Origin of the sequence: Paraglaciecola sp., from assembly GCF_039943935.1 — a bacterium.
Lineage (GTDB): Bacteria > Pseudomonadota > Gammaproteobacteria > Enterobacterales > Alteromonadaceae > Paraglaciecola.
In genome coordinates this window covers 65994-84238 of record NZ_JBDUZQ010000022.1, presented here as the reverse complement: position 1 = coordinate 84238, position 18245 = coordinate 65994, and the positions used below count along the sequence as shown (strand labels likewise).

Sequence of the window (18245 nt, the reverse complement as noted above, 5' to 3'; positions counted from 1 at the left end):
ATATGTTAGAGAGAATCAAAAAATTAAAACACCAAATTCCCTATGTACCCGTAGTTGCCAGTGGTAAGTTGGTCAGAGGTATAGGGCTTACACTTGAAGCAGTTGGTTGCCAAATGCCTGTCGGTAGTCAATGTTTGATTCAAACGATTGATGGCGAAATTGAAGCTGAAGTTGTTGGTTTTGCTGAAAATATTACCTATTTAATGCCCACTGAAGCTGTAAAAGGTATCGTCCCTGGCTCAAGAGTATTACCTCTCAACAGAGAGCAAGGTTTGGCCGTAGGTATGGAGTTATTGGGCCGTGTTGTAGATGGTAACGGTCAACCACTTGATGGTCTAGGGCCTGTTAATGCTGAAACGAGAGTGCCGTTAACTAAACCACCAATGAACCCTTTATTACGTAAACCTATTACACAACCATTAGATGTAGGGGTAAGAGCTATTAACTCTGTTATCACGGTTGGCTCTGGACAACGTATGGGCTTGTTTGCTGGCAGTGGTGTAGGTAAAAGTGTGTTGATGGGCATGATGACGCGCGGAACTACCGCAGATGTTGTTGTTGTGGGGTTAGTGGGTGAAAGAGGCCGTGAGGTTAAAGAGTTTATTCAAGATATATTAGGTGAAGAGGAGCGAAAGAAGTCTGTAGTAGTAGCCGCTCCTGCGGATACCTCGCCATTAATGCGACTTAAAGGGTGTGAAACAGCCATTACTATTGCTGAATATTTTCGAGATAAAGGTCTAAACGTTTTATTACTGGTTGATTCATTGACCCGCTACGCCATGGCACAGCGAGAGATTGCACTAGCTGTTGGAGAGCCTCCAGCGACTAAGGGGTACCCGCCTTCTGTTTTCGCCAAGCTACCTGCGTTAGTCGAAAGAGCGGGCAATGGCTCTGAGACCCAAGGTTCTATTACTGCGTTTTATACCGTGCTCACTGAAGGGGATGATTTACAAGACCCTATTGCGGATGCGGCGCGCGCCATTTTAGATGGACATATAGTGTTGTCTCGTGATTTAGCTGATTCTGGGCATTATCCCGCGATAGATATTGAAGCATCAATAAGTCGAGTGATGCCCATGGTTGTGTCCGAAGAGCACGTACTACGAGCCAGACGTATTCGCCAAGTTTATGCCACCTACCAAAGAAATAGAGATTTAATCAGTATTGGCGCATATTCAAAAGGAACAGATCCTCGGATTGATTTGTCGATAAACGCTGAGCCTGCAATTAATGCTTTTTTACAACAAGGAATGACACAAGTTTTAGATTTTGAACATAGCACAGCAGATATGACAACATTGAGTAGTGGGCTGGGGACAGGTTGAGTAGATTAATACTTGAGAAGCTTTTTTAATGGCTAACTCGCAATTGGATGTCGTAGCTGAGTGGGAGCGACAAAAAGAGCAAAAAATGGTAGACGTTTTTCGTAAGGCGCAGCAGTTTGCCCAAAGTAATAAGCAGAAATTATCTGGATTAGAAAACTATCGTTTAGATTATTTAAGGCAAGTACAGCAAAAAGCAAAGCAAGGTATCGGCAGTTTAACTTTTGGGCAACATCACCAGTTTATAGGTAAGTTAGACAAGGCATGTGAGATGCAGGTTCAAGCATTAAATAAGGCACTTGTTGTGGCCGAACAAAGGCGTGGGCAATGGTTACAACAACAACGTAAGCGTAAAGCGGTAGAAATGCTCCTAGAAAAGCAACAAATTGCAAAACAGAAACGAGAAGATAGACAAGAGCAAATAATGCTTGATGAGATGTCGTTACAAAAATACCTCCGCAAATAGCTCAGTTTTATAAATTGGAATAGTCCTTGCTCTACCTAGTTTGAGCACACATTTATTTTTTATCCATTAGATATTTAATTGTTACAGGCTTTAAACTTATATTCTCTGTAACATACTGAAAAATATCATTTAAATATCTATGGAGTGACCCAGTACTATGAGGTTAAGGACTTTACAATGATGCAACAAGTTGCCACAACTAAATCAGAACTTGCCGCTTTTGCCATAGGAGCTGAAGCGAGCGGTCAGCAAGACTCTGCGGTGAAAGAGCAGTTTGGTTTATTGCTAAAAGATCAACAAAATAGCCTGAATAAGAATGATAAGGCAGTTAATTCTGTAAAAGATGTGGCAACGAAAGATCCAGTTTCAGATAATGAACAGGCTATTGAGGTAGTTTCCTCAAAACATGCCAAAGAAAAATACGACTCGGATAAGGTTAAAGACACTGCTACGTTGGATGGTAAGTCTGCGAAGTCGCAACCAGAAGTTGAAGGGCATGATGATGTCAAAGTCACATCACCTCATAAAGGTGAACACGACGTACTCCCAAGAGATTTAGACATAGATATGTCTAAGTCGGAAAAGACTGCTGACTTTATCTCAGAAAGTGAGGTAGTAACCGATTTGGAAACGATAGACGTTCAACAATGGGTTAATTTAGTAGATAACTTACAAGGTTTGAATAAAAACAAGAGAGATTTGCAGCCAGATACTCAAGATCAAATAGTAAAAGAGTCTGAAGGCGAGCTTGCGCTATCAGACCTAGAGCATAACCTAGAGACATTAAACTTTTCCACTTCGGCATATGCCGATACAATACAAGCCCCACTTAGTCAGCAGTTAGCGGAAAAAATAATAGGGCAATTAGATAACGCGCCTAACAAGGCCGAGTTTAATAAAATAGTATCTAAAATTCTTGAAACGTTAAGTGATGATACTCCAGCAGGCGCTCCTTTAGTTCATTCAGATAATATAGAAGCAAACCTTGGCTTTTTCTCTGGTGAAAAGCATGAAGCCCTAATTGGTATAGAGCTTCCTGACTTAACTAAGGATGTCAATAAGTCTCTATTATTAGACCTATTGCAAGAAAATGAACTCGTTGATCTTGATAAGTCATTGATATCTGCTGAAGTAGACAATACAGAGCTGTTAACTTCGAATTCTGAGCAAGTAGTGTTTTCGGAACTAGCCGACCAAGTAATGGATGTGGAGTATACCGAAGAAGAGGTTACCCATAATGAGTTAGGTCAAATAGTGACTGCTGATTCACTTGATAAAGAGTTAGTAGAACACGCTATTGAACCTGAGGTGTTGACTATAGCCAACAGCATCATTTCACCAAAAGAAAGCAAACATTTTGAAGTTAAAGCCTTGCTTGATTTGCCGGACACTAAACTAAATAAAGTATTAGAGAATATTAGCAGTCGTGTAATTGAGCCAGAAAAGGTAAGTGGTGCTACTTTAACTGAACAAAACCAGTTAGCTGCGCAACGCACAGTCACAACTTTAATTGCGGATCTTGCTCCGGCGAGTGAGCTTGCATCAAAGGAATTTGTTGCAGCCCTTAAAACAGGGCTACAAGAATTTAAGAGCCAACTAGCACAGGGGCGTGAGCCCGGTTTAGATTTAAAGGCATTAATTGCCGAAGCTGCGACTAAAGTATCTGACCAGAGCTTGGTGAACAAATCAGCATTAAGCTCTGAACAAACTAGTAATAGTGTATCCCAAGTAATAGATTTTGCTAGCTCCCTTAGCCAAGCTATAGAGCATAACCAAAATCAGTCTTACAATAATCACGCTAGAGATGTGGCTCAAATTCAAGGTGAGCAAAGTAAACAAATACAGTTGAGTCAGCTAGAAACTAAGTTTGAAAAAGCGATTAATATTACGAAGCCTGAAGGTCATCAACAATTAGCTGAAAAAGTTCGGTGGATGGTAAATACCAAAAACTTGGTGGCAGACATTCGCCTTGACCCAGCCGAGCTAGGGTCAGTACATGTAAAAGTCGCCATGTCTGGAGATTCAGCAACAGTCAATTTTGTGGTGCAGTCTCATCATGCGCGAGATGCTATGGATTCAGCAACCCCGCGGTTACGAGACATGTTGGCTGAGAAAGGTATTGAATTAGGTCAGTCATCGGTGCGTCAAGAAAGTAACGGTAAACAACAGGAACAAGGAGAGTTTGCAGGAAATAGTGGCGGAACTGAACATGGTATGGATGAGGTTGAAGTGCCTGACACTATGTTGTCTCAACAGAATGTAGTGAATGGTTCGCTGGGTGGAATTGATTATTTTGTGTAATCGTAAACAAAAAGTATAAAGCACGTTGCCAAATTTTATTTGAACATGATAATAGACACTGTGATATTTAATTTGAGAGAGCAGAATGGCTGAAGAAGAATTACAAATGGAAGAGGGCGGCAAGAAAAGCAAGCTGATGATAATTATCATCGCTGTGGTTGTCATTATTGCAGGTGGTGGTGCCGCCTTTTATTTTTTAATGGGCTCAGAAGAGCCTGCGCCTCTAGCTGAAGAAGGTGTTACGGCTGCTGGCTCAGATTCCGCAGCAGTGCCCAACACCGCATTGGTCAAAACAGGAACCGCCTTATATGTGGCAATGCCAAGGCCTTTTACTTTTAATGCTCCTGGTGCAACGCGAGATAGGTATGTAGAAATTAAGGTGCAATTGATGATGCGTGGATCCGATAACGAAGAGCAGGTTAAAATGCATATACCCTTAATTGAAGGCAAATTATTAACAGCATTTAGTTCTGCTAATGCTGATGATTTAACAACAGAAGCCGGAAAAACTGCTATTCGAGCGAATGCTTTAAGAGACGTTCAGAAAGTTATGGTTGATGTAGTAGGTAACCAAGTAGTGGAAGAGGTCTTATTTACTGGGTTTGTAATGCAGTAAATAGCATTGATTAAATGAGAGAGTTAGATTGAGCGATTTATTATCCCAAGACGAGATTGACGCGCTACTTCACGGAGTAGACGACGTTGAAGAAGAGGACGTTTCAGAAAGCGTATCTGAAGGGTCAGCTATGGAATACGATTTTTCTTCGCAAGATCGTATCGTCAGAGGCCGTATGCCAACGTTAGAGATCGTCAACGAACGGTTTGCTAGGCATATGAGGGTAAGTCTTTTTAATATGATGCGCCGTTCAGCTGAAGTATCGATTAATGGTATTCAGATGACTAAGTTTGGAGAATATATTCATACTTTGTTTGTGCCAACTAGTTTAAATATGGTTAGGTTTCGCCCATTAAAAGGGACCGGCTTAATCACTATGGAAGCGAGATTAGTATTTATTTTGGTTGATAACTTTTTTGGTGGTGATGGCCGTTATCATGCCAAGATAGAAGGCCGAGAATTTACTCCTACCGAACGCCGAATAATTCAAATGTTGCTTAAGTTAATCTTTGAAGATTACAAAGAGGCATGGGCGCCGGTAATGGATGTGTCTTTTGAATATCTTGACTCTGAAGTTAATCCAGCAATGGCAAATATTGTTAGCCCAACTGAAGTGGTGGTAATAAGTTCTTTCCATATTGAACTTGATGGAGGTGGTGGTGATTTTCATGTGTCATTGCCATATTCAATGTTAGAGCCTATTCGTGAATTATTAGACGCTGGTGTACAAAGTGACAAAGAGGATACGGATTTAAGATGGAGTAAAGCATTACGAGATGAAATCATGGATGTAAAGGTTGAATTGTCAACCCATATGATGGATATCGATATGACTCTAGAAGAGGTAATGAACTTTGAGGCTGGCATTATTATTCCTATCGAAATGCCAGAGCATATTACTGTTATGATTGAAAAATTACCGACATTTAGGGCGAAAATGGGACAATCCAGAGAAAGTCTTGCCCTTAAAATAATTGAAAAAATTCCGCGCCCGACTTCAGTGAAGTCTGAGTTGCAATTGTTAACAAAAGGTGGACGTCGCATCGATAACGACGCCGAACTGCAAACCCTCGAAGATGATTGGTAATTTACTATCACTATATCGAGTATGGAGTAGAAAATGAGTGAAGAAGATGGTTTAGATGACTGGGCTGCAGCTATGGCTGAGCAAGCAGATGAAGAGGCAAAAGGTGAAGAGTCTACCGATGAGTTTGGTTTAGGAGCGGAAGTTGCTGAGCTGGATGAGTTTGAAGAAGATAGAGAGATTACCACTCAGGAAAAACGTAAACTTGACACTATATTGGATATACCTGTCACTATTTCGATGGAAGTGGGTAGAAGTAATATTAGTATTCGAAATCTGTTACAGCTTAACCAAGGCTCTGTTGTTGAATTAGACCGTGTTGCTGGAGAACCATTAGATGTTTTAGTTAATGGCACGTTGATTGCTCATGGAGAAGTAGTAGTGGTCAACGACAAATTTGGTATTCGCTTAACAGATGTTATTAGTCAATTGGAAAGAATTAAAAAGCTTAGGTAAAAAAACGCTATGTAAAACATGGGCTTGGTACACACTTTGCCCATTTTTATTATTCTCAAATCGAGCATTTTCAGCAGCTCAAGACCTCACAAATCCCACATCTATACTGTCAATTTTTCTTTCTTTATTGCTCGTAGTAGGCGTGGTTTTTGTGGTTGCCTTTCTTATGCGACGGTTTAACGTCACTCAGTCAGGGTCATCTAACTTAAAAGTTGTTGCATCAATGATGGCCGGTACCAGAGAAAGGGTGATGGTGATTGAAGTGGGTAATGAACAACACCTAGTGGGGGTAACTTCCCACAATATTAATCATTTAGCAAAATTAAGTCAGCCTTTGCCCGATGATTCAGCAACTGGAAATGACAAGTTTAAAGATAAGTTAGCCATGTTCATGGCGGGGAAACTAAATCCTGCATTAGCTGATAGCCAACAAATTGAATCTGTTGAGCCTGCTTCACCTAAACAGGGAGATAAGCCATGAATAAAAGTTGGTTTAGAGTGTTTTTTATTTTAGCTCTTGGGGCATTTAGTTTTTCTGCATACAGTGCACCAGGTATTCCCGCTTTAACGCTCACTGATAATCCTGACGGTAGTCAAGACTACACTATGACCTTGCAAGTCGTCGCAATTATGACGGCACTTAGCTTACTTCCGGCTTTTGTGATGATGATGACGTCTTTTACGCGAATTATAATCGTCTTGTCTATTTTAAGACAAGCGATAGGCTTGCAGCAGTCACCCTCAAATCAAATTTTAATAGGGGTAAGTTTGTTTCTGTCTATGTTTATTATGGCTCCGGTATTCGAAAAAATTAATGAAACCGCTCTTCAGCCATATTTAAATGAAGAAATTACTTCCATTCAAGCTTATGAAATTGGCAAGCAGCCACTACGAGCCTTTATGTTGTCGCAGACTCGAGTTAAAGACTTAGAAACTTTTGTACAAATTGGCGGTATGGATGGTCAATTTCAAGATCCTGCAGATGTACCGATGAATGTACTTATTCCTGCTTTTGTGACGAGTGAGCTAAAAACCGCTTTTCAAATTGGATTTATGTTGTTTATACCATTCTTGATTCTGGATTTGGTAGTGGCCTCTATTTTAATGGCTATGGGTATGATGATGTTGTCTCCAATGATTGTATCTTTGCCATTTAAGTTAATGTTGTTTGTATTAGTGGATGGTTGGAATCTCATATTCGGAACGTTAGCTAATAGCTTTGGAATGGGGTGACCAATGGTAATCCATAGCAATTATAAAAGAGTATTCTGATGAGTCCTGAGGTATTTGTTGAGATCTTAAAAGAAGCGCTACAAATGGTTATTTTGTTGGTGTCGGTTATTATTTTACCTAGTTTGTTTGTGGGTTTGATTGTTGCTGTATTTCAAGCCGCAACGTCTATTAACGAGCAAACCATGAGTTTTTTGCCTAGGTTGATTGTGACTTTACTGGCCTTAAGCTGGGGAGGTCATTGGTTAGTGCAAAAACTAATGGATTTCACCTTTACTATGGTTGAACGTATCCCTGAAGTGGTGGGGTAAACTTAATGAGTTTGCAAGGGTGTATTTGAATCGTGGAATTTGCTACTTCTACTGTATCCCAATATTTAGCTGATTTACTGCTGCCGTTTATGCGGATATCCGGCATGTTTGCTTCTATGGTGGGGTTGAGTGCCAAAAGTGTTCCGTCAACCACGAGAGCTTTATTGACGCTATTTCTTACATTAATCATTATGCCTGTTATTCCTCCTGTGCCGGTTGCTGAAGTATTTTCAGTAGAGACTTTTGTATTGGTGGCTCAGCAATTGATCATCGGGATTGCTTTGGGTTTTTTATCTAATATGGTCTTGAACACTTTTGTATTAGCTGGGCAAATTGTAGCAATGCAAACCGGCTTAGGTTTTGCGTCCATTGTCGACCCTGTTAATGGCATTAATGTACCTGCAATAGGTCAATTTTACCTGATTCTAGCTACGTTAGTGTTTTGGTCTATGGACGGTCACCTAGCTATGATTAGAATGGTTGTGATGAGTTTCGAAGCGTTTCCGATTGGGGAGGCGTGGTTCACACCAGAGCAGTTTAAGGAGATTGCCCACTGGGCTGGTTGGATGTTTGTTTCCGCACTGACCTTATCTCTAGCTCCTATTGTTTCGCTACTCATTGTTAATTTAGCTTTTGGGGTAATGACAAAAGCAGCCCCGCAGTTAAATATTTTTAGTATTGGTTTCTCTATTGCACAGATTATGGGTTTATTCATAATGTGGATAACTCTTGGGAACTTAACACATCACTTTGAATTATTGTGGAACCGAGCACAAACTACTATGTGTCAATTGGTTTTGGTGTGTTCGTAAAGGAGGGAAGCTATGGCTGATTCAAATGAAAAAACAGAAGAACCCACCTCCAAAAAAATTCAAGACTCCAGAAAAAAGGGGCAAGTTGCGAGGTCTAGAGAATTATCAACGACTCTAGTGTTAGTGGCGAGTGCTATTGCGTTTTTGATGATAGGGGCACAGATTGCCAGTGCTATTTTTGAAGTCTCACGCCGTACTTTTACTTTGTCGAGAGATGAGACCTATGATTTTAAACATATGTTTCAAGTATGGGGGTTTGCAATAGAAACAATAAGCGTACCAGTTTTGTTTTATATGGTTATTGTAGCCATAGCGGGTATTTATGGAAATATAGCATTAGGTGGGTACAACTTTACATGGCAGGGAGCGTCACCCAAAGCGAGTAAAATTAGTCCTATTGCGGGTATAAAACGGATGTTTGGCATGAATAGTATTGTTGAGCTATTTAAAGCGATTGCAAAGTTTTTGGTAGTGGCCACTATGGCCTATATATCGCTTATTATTTTTCAAGATGAAGCGTTACATTTAGATTTAGAGCTTTACCCCCAAAATATATTTCATGCATTGGACCTTATTGCTTGGGCTTTTTTACTCATGTGTTGTGCATTAATTCCTATAGCAATTTTTGATGTGCCTTATCAAAGCTATAAGCATAATAAAGAAATGAAAATGTCGTTACAGGAGATCAAAGACGAACGGAAAAATGCTGATGGTGATCCTCAAGTAAAAAATCGAATTCGCAAATTACAATATCAGGCTGCGGCGAACCGTATGATGCAAGAAGTGCCAAATGCAGATGTAGTGGTTACTAACCCAACTCATTTTTCTGTTGCTTTAAAATATGACCAGTTAGGTACCAGAGCCCCAACACTTGTCGCTAAAGGTGTAGATGAATTGGCTATGCATATTCGTACTATTGCTAAAGAACATGATGTTCCTGTTGTTGCTTCTCCTATGCTGGCTAGGGCTATTTATTATTCCACAGAAGCTGATCACGAAATTCCCGAAAAGCTTTTTATGGCTGTAGCGCAAGTTCTTGCTTATGTTTATCAGCTTAAAGCATTTAAACAAGGTAAAGGCAAACGTCCTAATCCTCTTAAATCTAATCTACCTATTCCTCCTGAGTTGCGAAGATAAACTAAAATTTAGGACATAATCGAATTTTGGCGCGCTAGTTGCTTTTGAGTAAATAACTCATCAATAACATATAGAAGCGTCAATATTTCGTTTATGGAACTTACTCCTTTCCTAAATACATTTAACAAAAATAATTTTAAAACCGTAGCATCTGGTTTGGGCGCACCAATTGTTTTATTGGCTATTATGGGAATGGTTATTTTACCCATGCCCGCTTTTTTATTAGACATTTTATTTAGCTTCAATATTGCTCTCTCTTTGGTTGTTATTTTGGTTTCAGTGTTTACTAAGAAGCCTGTTGATTTTGGGATTTTCCCCTTAGTGTTGTTAATCGCCACCGTTTTACGCTTAGCATTAAATGTTGCGTCTACACGAATAGTATTGCTTGAAGGACATGAAGGCGGAGACGCGGCAGGTAAAGTTATTCAGGCGTTTGGTGAGGTGGTTATTGGTGGCAACTACGCTGTGGGAATAGTGGTTTTTGCCATTTTGCTTATTATTAATTTTAAAGTTGTTACTGCTGGTGCAGGTCGGATATCTGAAGTTAGCGCTAGATTTACCTTAGATGCTATGCCTGGTAAGCAAATGGCTATAGATGCAGACTTAAATGCTGGGTTTATAGATTCCGACGAAGCTAGAAAACGCCGTGTTGAAATAACAAGTGAAGCTGATTTTTATGGGTCAATGGATGGTGCATCAAAATTTGTTAAAGGGGACGCCGTCGCAGGACTATTCATAATGTTAATCAATATAGTTGGTGGCTTATTTATTGGCATGATTCAGCATGACTTAAGTTTTGCACAAGCAATTGAAATATATACATTATTGACCATTGGAGATGGATTAGTTGCACAAATACCTTCTCTTCTTCTTTCAGTTGCGACTGCTATTATAGTCACTCGGGAAAATGATTCTCAGGAAATGGGGTCAGAATTAAGTAAGCAACTCGGAAACCAGCAAGCTTTGTACATTACATCTGGGATTCTGTTTGTAATGGGGATCATACCTGGTATGCCACATATAGCTTTTTTAGGTTTTAGTGCTGTTGTGGGTGGGTACGCATATTATAACTATTGGCGAGCACAAAAAATTGCTAATGAACCTAAAGTCGTTAGCAACTTACCTGAGCAAAATTTGCAACCCGCTGAAGCAAAAGAGTTGGGCTGGGATGATGTTCAGCATGTAGATACTATTGGTTTAGAAGTCGGCTATCGCTTGATCCCTTTAGTTGACAAAGCTCAAGGTGGCGAGTTACTGAACCGTATTAAAGGTGTGAGGAAGAAGCTATCTCAAGAGTTGGGCTTTTTAATCCCACCTGTACATATCCGAGATAACTTAGACTTGAGCCCAAATAATTACACTATTGCTATGTTAGGTGTCACAGTTGGTGAAGCTGAAATAAGTCATGATGATGAACTTGCCATTAACCCTGGGCAGGTTTTTGGAAAGCTGGAAGGTAAAGTAACAAAAGATCCTGCCTTTGGATTAGATGCTGTTTGGATTAGAGCAAACCAAAGAGAGCATGCTCAAACTCTTGGCTATACAGTTGTGGATGCTGCAACTGTAGTAGCAACGCATTTAAGCCAGTTATTAACTAATAATGCTTACCAATTACTGGGACATGAAGAAGTACAGCAACTGTTAGATATGTTAGCCAAAAACAGTCCCAAATTAGTTGAAGGGTTAGTGCCTGAGATTCTGCCTCTTAGTACTGTCGTTAAAGTTCTACAAACAATGTTATACGAAGGCGTACCTATTAGAGATATGCGCAGTATCGTGCAAACTTTGTGTGAATTCGGGCCCAAAAGTCAAGATCCTGATGTATTAGTTTCGGCTGTTCGAATTGCACTTAAGAGGTTGATTGTGCAAGAAATAAACGGCGGAACTATGGAAATTCCAGTTATTACTCTTGCACCTGAGCTGGAACAAATGTTGCACCAGTCTTTGCAAGCTGGCGGTGCTGATGGAGCTGGAATTGAACCAGGCCTAGCAGAAAAACTTCAAAGCTCATTGAATGAAGCTTCACAGCAACAAGAATTAGCGGGTGAACCTGCAGTTCTACTGACGTCAGGTATGCTTAGGCCAGTTTTATCTAAGTTTTTGAAACATTCTGTAAGTGGGTTACACGTTTTGTCCTATCAGGAAATTCCTGATGACAAACAAATTAAAATTGTAAGTGCAGTCGGTCAATAATCTGACGTTTAAATATCGGGTTAGTTGGCTAAAGGGGGAAATGTGAAGATTAGACGATTTTATGGTAAAGACATGCGAGAAGCGCTTAAACAAGTTAAAGACGAGTTAGGCGGTGATGCGGTTATCATGTCAAACAAAAAGCATGCTGATGGCATAGAAATTGTTGCAGCATATGATAAAGAACCTGATGCCAAGTTAGTTGGCAAAAATGGTAATGATGCAACTAGTCTAAAACCAGCCACTAAAACTCCTTCACTAAGTGAGATTATTGGAGATACTGCTCCTGATAGTTTGAAAGCTTTGTTGGAAAAGCAATCTCAGGTTGTTAGTAACAAAACTGAAGCCATGGAAGCTTACCAACCGCAAGAGTCTAAAAGTCAAACGCTTAGCCACGTAGAAAAGCAGCCTAGTACTTATCAAAAAGATGCACTTTCAGAAATGCGACAAGAGTTGTCTTCCTTGAGAAACATCCTACAGTTTCAGGTTTCGGGTTTAATTGCTCAAGAAAAACAACGCCATCATCCTTTACATGGTTATCTGTTGGAAAAACTTCATAAAATGGGGATTTCAAATAGTTTAGCTGAAGAGGTGGTTTCATATACACCCAAATCGTCTGATGAACGACAGGCTTGGTTGTTTCTTTTAAAATTACTAGCAAATAAGCTGCAGACTAAACATGATGACATTCTATCGCAACCTGGGGTTGTAGCTCTCATGGGACCTACTGGTACAGGTAAAACTACAACCATTGCTAAATTAGCCGCTCAAGCAGTAAAAAAGTATGGAGTTGAAAATGTTGCTGTGATTACGCTGGACAATTATCGAATTGGTGCGTTTGATCAAATTGCGACTTACGGTAAAATTATTGGGTGCCCAGTAAAACAAGCTCAGGATTCAAATCAATTAACAGATTTACTTTATCAATTTAAAAATAAACGTTTAGTATTAATTGACACTGCGGGTTATAGTCAGAAAGATACAAGATTAATCAAACAGTTAGATACAATAAAACAAAACTCGTGTGTTAACATACGTAAATATTTAGTCATTCAAGCGAATTGTCAGTATCGAGCAATGCAGCAAATAGTTAATGAATATAGTAAGCTTTCTTTACATGGGTGTATATTGACAAAATTAGATGAATGTTACAGTTTAGGGGAAGCCATTAGTGTGGCAATAGAAAACAAATTGCAGATTTGTTATTTAGCGGACGGGCAAAGAGTGCCAGAGGACTTACAGTCTGCTAGTACAAAATATTTAATAACAAGTGCAGCGAAGCTTTATAAAAAATATGCTTTAATTCATACTAGTTCCAGTCAGGTTAAAAATGAAGTTGCAACATTATGATTGAGGACCAAGCGAGTAGTCTAAGAAGAATGAGTCAATCAAGATTAATTAAAGTTATTGCCGTAACAGGCGGTAAAGGTGGGGTAGGGAAGACTAATGTTACCCTAAATACTGCTATTTCAATGGCACAGCAAGGCAAGCGAGTTATGGTGCTCGATGCCGATTTAGGTTTGGCAAATGTTGATGTATTGTTGGGGCTTAGAGTTGAAAAAAACTTATCTCATGTTTTATCAGGTGAATGCACGTTAGATGATGTGTTAGTTGAAGGCCCTTATGGCATTAAGATTGCCCCTGCGACTAGTGGTAGTCAGTCGATGACAGAATTGACGCCAACAGAGCATGCGGGGCTTATTCGTGCTTTTAGTGAGTTGCAATCTCAAATAGATGTGTTGATAGTTGATACCGCCGCAGGTATTTCGGATATGGTTTTAAGCTTTTCTAAAGCAGCCCAAGATATATTGGTTGTCGTGTGTGATGAACCTACTTCGTTGACGGATGCTTATGCATTAATCAAAATTTTGAACAAAGAACACGGAATATTTCGTTTTAAAATTGTAGCTAATATGGTGCGTAGCCTGCGTGAAGGTGACGAGTTGTTTTCTAAGCTCACAAAGGTTACGAATAGATTTTTAGATGTAGCTCTTGAGCTAGTTGCCGTGGTGCCTTTTGATGAAAATGTGCGTAAATCTGTGAGAAAGCAAAAAGCAGTAGTGGAGGCATTTCCAGCAGCACCTGCAGCTAAAGCAATAAAAGGGTTGGCTCAAAAAGCAATAAGTTGGCCGATACCAAATCAACCAGGTGGGCATTTAGAGTTTTTTTTAGAACAATTGGTGACCAAAAAAACAGTGGGCGATGACAGGTGAATAGCAAAGCTTCAGCTTATCAACAGTTAGCCGATAAAAATGAATTGGTAGAGCGCCATGCCTCATTGGTTAAACGTATCGCTCACCATTTGATGGTAAGGTTACCTGCGAGTGTATTAGTTGATGACTTGATTCAAGCTGGAATGATTGGCTTGCTGGAAGCGTCGAGGAATTTTGATGGCAGTAAAGGCGCGAGTTTTGAAACTTTTGCAGGAATCAGAATTAGAGGGTCGATGTTGGATGAAATTAGAAAAGGAGACTGGACTCCTCGTTCGGTTCATAAAAATGGAAGGGCAATCACAGAAGCCATTAATCAAGTAGAAAGAGCAACGGGCAGAGATGCGAGAGATATTGATGTTGCTGAAAAATTACAAGTTAGTATTGATAGTTATCATCAAATGCTAAATGAAGTGAATGCTGGAAAGATTATAGGTATGGAAGACCTTGGAGTAACCGAGGACGTAATTGGAACAGAGCAAACAAAAGGTTCAGATGCCCCGTTTGAGGATTTAGTGCAAGGCTCTTTTCAAAAAGCGCTTGCTCATACAATTACAACTTTGCCAGAGAGGGAAGCAATAGTTCTTTCTCTGTACTATGATGAAGAACTAAACTTAAGAGAAATAGGTGAAGTGCTTGATGTTAGCGAGTCTAGAGTGAGTCAGATACATAGCCAAGCTATGTTGAAACTTAAGTCTCGTATGCAGTATTGGCGTTCACAGGAAAATTAGAATGATAATCAAAGGGTCAAAACAATAGGTTTTGATTCTCACCGGAGGTGGTTTTTGGATAAGAACATGAAGATTCTTGTTGTTGATGATTTTTCGACAATGCGTCGCATTATCAAGAATTTACTTAAAGATCTTGGTTTTACAAACATACAAGAAGCGGATGACGGCAGTACAGCGTTGCCCATGCTTCAACAAGCTGCGTTTGATTTTGTTGTGACGGATTGGAATATGCCTGGTATGCAAGGCATTGATTTACTTAGAGCTATCAGAGCTGATGATAAGTTAAAACACATTCCCGTTTTGATGGTAACTGCTGAAGCTAAAAAAGAACAAATTGTTGCTGCAGCACAAGCAGGAGTTAATGGTTACGTCATTAAGCCTTTTACCGCAGCCACTTTGAAAGAGAAATTGGCGAAAATTTTTGAACGTCTAGGTTAAATTCAGGCTTCCCTGAGCCCGAGGAGAGACTGTATGAATACCCAAAGTTCACCACCAATTTCCTTAGAAGATGCTAAGAAATTGGTAAGCTTGATTGAGAGTGGCGATAATCAAGAGGCTCATGAGTTTCTTGATAATGCCGGAAAACATAACTCTGGCGAATTATTTGCTGGAGTAGGAAAACTTACAAGACAATTACATGACTCGTTAAATAACTTTCAGCTCAATCCGCGTATTGCAGATTTGGCAAACGAAAGCATCCCAGATGCGCAGAGCAGGTTAACTTATGTCATGGAAGCAACTGAAGAAGCTGCTAACAAAACCATGGATTTAGTTGATTCTTGTATGAGCGTTGCTACAGATCTAAATGAAGGTTTTTTAAACTTACAACCCGATTGGAAGAAGCTAATGGCAAGAGAGCTTAAATTGGGTGAGTTTAATGAACTAGTCAAACGTTTAGATGACTTTTTGGTAAACGGTGTGGATGGTACTAATAATCTCACTGGGTTTTTGACTGAAGTTTTGATGGCTCAAGGTTATCAAGATTTAACAGGACAGGTGATCCGTAGAGTAATTGAATTGGTCAAAGAAGTTGAAGACAGTTTGGTTGATATATTGACTATGTTCGGAGGTCTTGAATTAAAGGAAATTGATCAACTAAATGAAAAGTCTAACAAATCTGATAATGAGGCCGATAAGGTAAAGGCTGAAGGTCCAATCTTGGACGCAGACAGTAGGGAAGATGTGGCGTCTAATCAAGATGACGTTGATGATTTACTTTCGAGTCTAGGGTTTTAGGGGTACTGAAAATATGGCGTTTGATGTTGATGAGGAAATATTACAAGATTTTTTAGTGGAAGCTGGGGAAATCTTAGAGCAACTGCAAGAGCAGTTAGTTGACTTGGAGAACAACCCAGAAGATGCTGATTTACTCAACGCGATATTCAGGGGCTATCATACCGTTAAAGGTGGAGCTGGATTCTTATCTCTAACTGAGTTAGTAGAGATATGTCATGGCGCAGAAAATGTTTTTGACATTATGCGAAATGGTCAACGTACGCTTACTCCTGAATTGATGGATGTTATTTTGCAAGCCACAGATTCTGTGGTCGTGATGTTTGATAATGTTAAAGCTGGAGAGCCTCTGGTTGCTGCTGACCAAGCTCTTATTGAAACGCTGACAAGGTTAAGTCAACCAGAATCTGAGGATGAGGTAGTTTCCGTTGAAGAGGTTACTGAGGAAGTAATAGAGCAAATTCCTGAAGAGGCCTCTGACACTAGTGCTGTATCACCTGATTCTAATGATTTTAGTGAAGATGAGTTCGAGTCACTGTTAGATGAGTTACATGGAAGTGGTGCACCTTCGTCGAAAGAAGACTCTCCGTCTGAAGTTACTGCAACGGGTAATGATGAAGATATAAGTGATGATGAATTTGAAGCTTTGTTAGACCAGTTACATGGTAAAGGGCAATTTAAAGCAGAAGAAAAAGCCAAAGAAGTATCATCTGATAAAAATCCTGCTCCTGCTCCTTCAGGTGATGATATTACCGATGATGAGTTTGAAGCATTACTAGATGAATTACATGGTAAAGGCAATGGACCTGTTGATGATAAAGAGCAGCCAAAGCCTGAAGACAAAGTCGTAAAAGGAAAGCCCCCCGCTAAAGCCGCCGCTGCCAAACCTAGTGTTGCAAAATCGCCAGCTAAAGTTGCAAGTAAACCTGTAGCTAAAAAAGAAGAAAAGAAGCCTGCTGCTCCTGTTCAAGGTGAGACGACTGTTCGTGTTGATACTAAACGACTAGATCAAATTATGAATATGGTTGGCGAATTGGTTTTGGTTAGAAACCGCCTTTTAAGTTTAGGTGTTAACGCCAACGATGAGAGTATGTCAAAAGCGATTGCCAATCTTGATGTTGTAACAGGTGACTTGCAAGGTGCTGTGATGAAAACCCGAATGCAGCCAATTAAAAAGGTGTTTGGGAGATTTCCTCGAGTTGTTCGCGATCTTGCTAGGACATTGAAAAAAGAAATTACCTTAGAGTTGGAAGGTGAAGAAACGGATTTAGATAAAAACTTAGTTGAAGCATTGGCTGACCCATTAGTGCATTTAGTACGAAACTCTGTTGATCATGGTATTGAAATGCCTGATGAGCGAAAAGCCGCCGGCAAACCTAGTTTGGGAACTGTTAAATTATCAGCTTCTCAAGAAGGAGACCATATCCTTTTGACTATCGATGATGATGGTAAAGGTATGGATCCAGATAAACTTAAAGAAATAGCTATCTCTCGAGGCGTTTTAGACGCAGATGCTGCTGCTAGAATGACTGATGTTGAAGCTTTTAATTTAATTTTTGCACCAGGATTTTCGACTAAAACAGAAATTTCTGAGGTGTCCGGCCGAGGTGTTGGCATGGACGTTGTAAAAACCAAAATTAATCAGCTAAACGGTACTGTAAGCATAGATTCAAAAATGGGTGAGGGTACGAGGTTAGAGATTAAAGTGCCTTTGACATTAGCCATTCTACCTACTTTGATGATAGTCATTGGCGGCCAGACGTTTGCTTTGCCTTTGGGATCTGTAAATGAAATTATTAATATGGATGTTGAGAAAACCAATACTGTAGATGGGCAGTTGACAATGATTGTTCGTTCTAAGGCCATTTCTTTGTTTTATTTGGGAGAATGGTTAAGTAAAGGTGAAGTAACTACTGATAAATCTAAAGGGCATGTTGTAGTAGTGCAAATTGGAACGCAACAGCTTGGATTTGTTGTAGACGCTCTTATCGGGCAGGAAGAAGTGGTGATTAAGCCATTAGATGAATTGCTACAAGGTACTCCGGGAATGGCTGGGGCAACTATTACCAGTGATGGTGGAATTGCACTTATTTTAGATGTTCCAGGTTTACTTAAAAGGTATGCAGCTAAGAAGTCTTAGTTTAAG

The 18245-nt window shown here is 39.9% G+C and carries 18 protein-coding genes; all 18 read left to right on the top strand.

From position 1 onward, the window contains the following. The first annotated feature begins 2 nt into the window (after positions 1-2). The 18 genes from fliI to ABJD71_RS14285 all read left to right on the top strand — a co-directional run bounded on the left by fliI (position 3) and on the right by ABJD71_RS14285 (position 18239). Complete coding sequence (gene fliI / locus ABJD71_RS14370; RefSeq protein WP_348171017.1) at positions 3-1325, top strand: flagellar protein export ATPase FliI; 1323 nt, start codon at positions 3-5, stop codon at positions 1323-1325. 28 nt (positions 1326-1353) lie between these two features. Beyond that, complete coding sequence (gene fliJ / locus ABJD71_RS14365; protein ID WP_348170733.1) at positions 1354-1788, top strand: flagellar export protein FliJ; 435 nt, start codon at positions 1354-1356, stop codon at positions 1786-1788. A 177-nt stretch (positions 1789-1965) separates the two neighbouring features. Continuing rightward, positions 1966-4089, top strand: coding sequence for a flagellar hook-length control protein FliK (locus tag ABJD71_RS14360; RefSeq protein ID WP_348170730.1), 2124 nt, complete (start codon positions 1966-1968; stop codon positions 4087-4089). 85 nt (positions 4090-4174) lie between these two features. Next, positions 4175-4705, top strand: a complete 531-nt coding sequence (gene fliL / locus ABJD71_RS14355) for a flagellar basal body-associated protein FliL (protein ID WP_348170727.1) — start codon at positions 4175-4177, stop codon at positions 4703-4705. A 28-nt stretch (positions 4706-4733) separates the two neighbouring features. Then, on the top strand, positions 4734-5792 hold the full coding sequence (gene fliM, locus ABJD71_RS14350; RefSeq protein ID WP_348170724.1) for a flagellar motor switch protein FliM: 1059 nt from the start codon (positions 4734-4736) through the stop codon (positions 5790-5792). Positions 5793-5825: 33 nt separating this feature from the next. Then, on the top strand, positions 5826-6245 hold the full coding sequence (fliN, locus tag ABJD71_RS14345) for a flagellar motor switch protein FliN (protein ID WP_348170721.1): 420 nt from the start codon (positions 5826-5828) through the stop codon (positions 6243-6245). Beyond that, positions 6205-6726: a flagellar biosynthetic protein FliO gene (gene fliO, locus ABJD71_RS14340; RefSeq protein WP_348170718.1), complete on the top strand. Its 522-nt coding sequence runs from the start codon at positions 6205-6207 to the stop codon at positions 6724-6726. The genes fliN and fliO overlap by 41 nt, the downstream gene beginning before the upstream one ends. Further along, entirely contained in the window at positions 6723-7478 is a 756-nt protein-coding gene (fliP, locus tag ABJD71_RS14335) for a flagellar type III secretion system pore protein FliP (RefSeq protein WP_348170715.1), read from the top strand. The genes fliO and fliP overlap by 4 nt, the downstream gene beginning before the upstream one ends. Before the next feature lie 38 nt (positions 7479-7516). Further along, entirely contained in the window at positions 7517-7786 is a 270-nt protein-coding gene (fliQ, locus tag ABJD71_RS14330; RefSeq protein ID WP_133469250.1) for a flagellar biosynthesis protein FliQ, read from the top strand. Between the two features lie 32 nt (positions 7787-7818). Further along, positions 7819-8598, top strand: coding sequence for a flagellar biosynthetic protein FliR (fliR, locus tag ABJD71_RS14325; RefSeq protein WP_348170712.1), 780 nt, complete (start codon positions 7819-7821; stop codon positions 8596-8598). Between the two features lie 12 nt (positions 8599-8610). Further along, positions 8611-9735, top strand: a complete 1125-nt coding sequence (flhB, locus tag ABJD71_RS14320) for a flagellar biosynthesis protein FlhB (RefSeq protein ID WP_348170709.1) — start codon at positions 8611-8613, stop codon at positions 9733-9735. A gap of 93 nt (positions 9736-9828) precedes the next feature. Further along, positions 9829-11928 carry a flagellar biosynthesis protein FlhA gene (gene flhA, locus ABJD71_RS14315; RefSeq protein WP_348170706.1) on the top strand — a complete coding sequence of 700 codons (2100 nt, stop codon included), beginning with the start codon at positions 9829-9831 and terminating at the stop codon, positions 11926-11928. A gap of 42 nt (positions 11929-11970) precedes the next feature. Then, a complete protein-coding gene (flhF, locus tag ABJD71_RS14310) occupies positions 11971-13275 on the top strand; it encodes a flagellar biosynthesis protein FlhF (protein WP_348170703.1) in 1305 nt (434 codons plus the stop codon). Further along, a complete protein-coding gene (locus ABJD71_RS14305; RefSeq protein WP_348170700.1) occupies positions 13272-14138 on the top strand; it encodes a MinD/ParA family protein in 867 nt (288 codons plus the stop codon). The genes flhF and ABJD71_RS14305 overlap by 4 nt, the downstream gene beginning before the upstream one ends. Next, entirely contained in the window at positions 14135-14866 is a 732-nt protein-coding gene (locus tag ABJD71_RS14300) for an RNA polymerase sigma factor FliA (RefSeq protein WP_348170697.1), read from the top strand. Before ABJD71_RS14305 ends, ABJD71_RS14300 begins: the two co-directional genes overlap by 4 nt. A gap of 54 nt (positions 14867-14920) precedes the next feature. Then, complete coding sequence (gene cheY / locus ABJD71_RS14295; protein WP_133469257.1) at positions 14921-15304, top strand: chemotaxis response regulator CheY; 384 nt, start codon at positions 14921-14923, stop codon at positions 15302-15304. Positions 15305-15337: 33 nt separating this feature from the next. Beyond that, positions 15338-16102, top strand: coding sequence for a protein phosphatase CheZ (locus tag ABJD71_RS14290; RefSeq protein WP_348170694.1), 765 nt, complete (start codon positions 15338-15340; stop codon positions 16100-16102). A 13-nt stretch (positions 16103-16115) separates the two neighbouring features. Further along, positions 16116-18239, top strand: coding sequence for a chemotaxis protein CheA (locus tag ABJD71_RS14285; RefSeq protein WP_348170691.1), 2124 nt, complete (start codon positions 16116-16118; stop codon positions 18237-18239). The last annotated feature ends 6 nt before the right edge of the window (positions 18240-18245 follow it).

Excerpts from the sequence above, each read along its gene's own strand:
- fliJ (WP_348170733.1), top strand. The coding sequence starts at position 1,354 with ATGGCTAACTCGCAATTGGATGTCGTAGCTGAGTGGGAGCGACAAAAA.
- ABJD71_RS14290 (WP_348170694.1), top strand. The coding sequence starts at position 15,338 with ATGAATACCCAAAGTTCACCACCAATTTCCTTAGAAGATGCTAAGAAA.
- ABJD71_RS14285 (WP_348170691.1), top strand. The coding sequence starts at position 16,116 with ATGGCGTTTGATGTTGATGAGGAAATATTACAAGATTTTTTAGTGGAA.
- fliI (WP_348171017.1), top strand. The coding sequence starts at position 3 with ATGTTAGAGAGAATCAAAAAATTAAAACACCAAATTCCCTATGTACCC.
- ABJD71_RS14360 (WP_348170730.1), top strand. The coding sequence starts at position 1,966 with ATGATGCAACAAGTTGCCACAACTAAATCAGAACTTGCCGCTTTTGCC.
- fliL (WP_348170727.1), top strand. The coding sequence starts at position 4,175 with ATGGCTGAAGAAGAATTACAAATGGAAGAGGGCGGCAAGAAAAGCAAG.
- fliN (WP_348170721.1), top strand. The coding sequence starts at position 5,826 with ATGAGTGAAGAAGATGGTTTAGATGACTGGGCTGCAGCTATGGCTGAG.
- ABJD71_RS14305 (WP_348170700.1), top strand. The coding sequence starts at position 13,272 with ATGATTGAGGACCAAGCGAGTAGTCTAAGAAGAATGAGTCAATCAAGA.
- flhB (WP_348170709.1), top strand. The coding sequence starts at position 8,611 with ATGGCTGATTCAAATGAAAAAACAGAAGAACCCACCTCCAAAAAAATT.
- fliP (WP_348170715.1), top strand. The coding sequence starts at position 6,723 with ATGAATAAAAGTTGGTTTAGAGTGTTTTTTATTTTAGCTCTTGGGGCA.
- fliO (WP_348170718.1), top strand. The coding sequence starts at position 6,205 with ATGTTATTAGTCAATTGGAAAGAATTAAAAAGCTTAGGTAAAAAAACG.
- fliQ (WP_133469250.1), top strand. The coding sequence starts at position 7,517 with ATGAGTCCTGAGGTATTTGTTGAGATCTTAAAAGAAGCGCTACAAATG.
- flhA (WP_348170706.1), top strand. The coding sequence starts at position 9,829 with ATGGAACTTACTCCTTTCCTAAATACATTTAACAAAAATAATTTTAAA.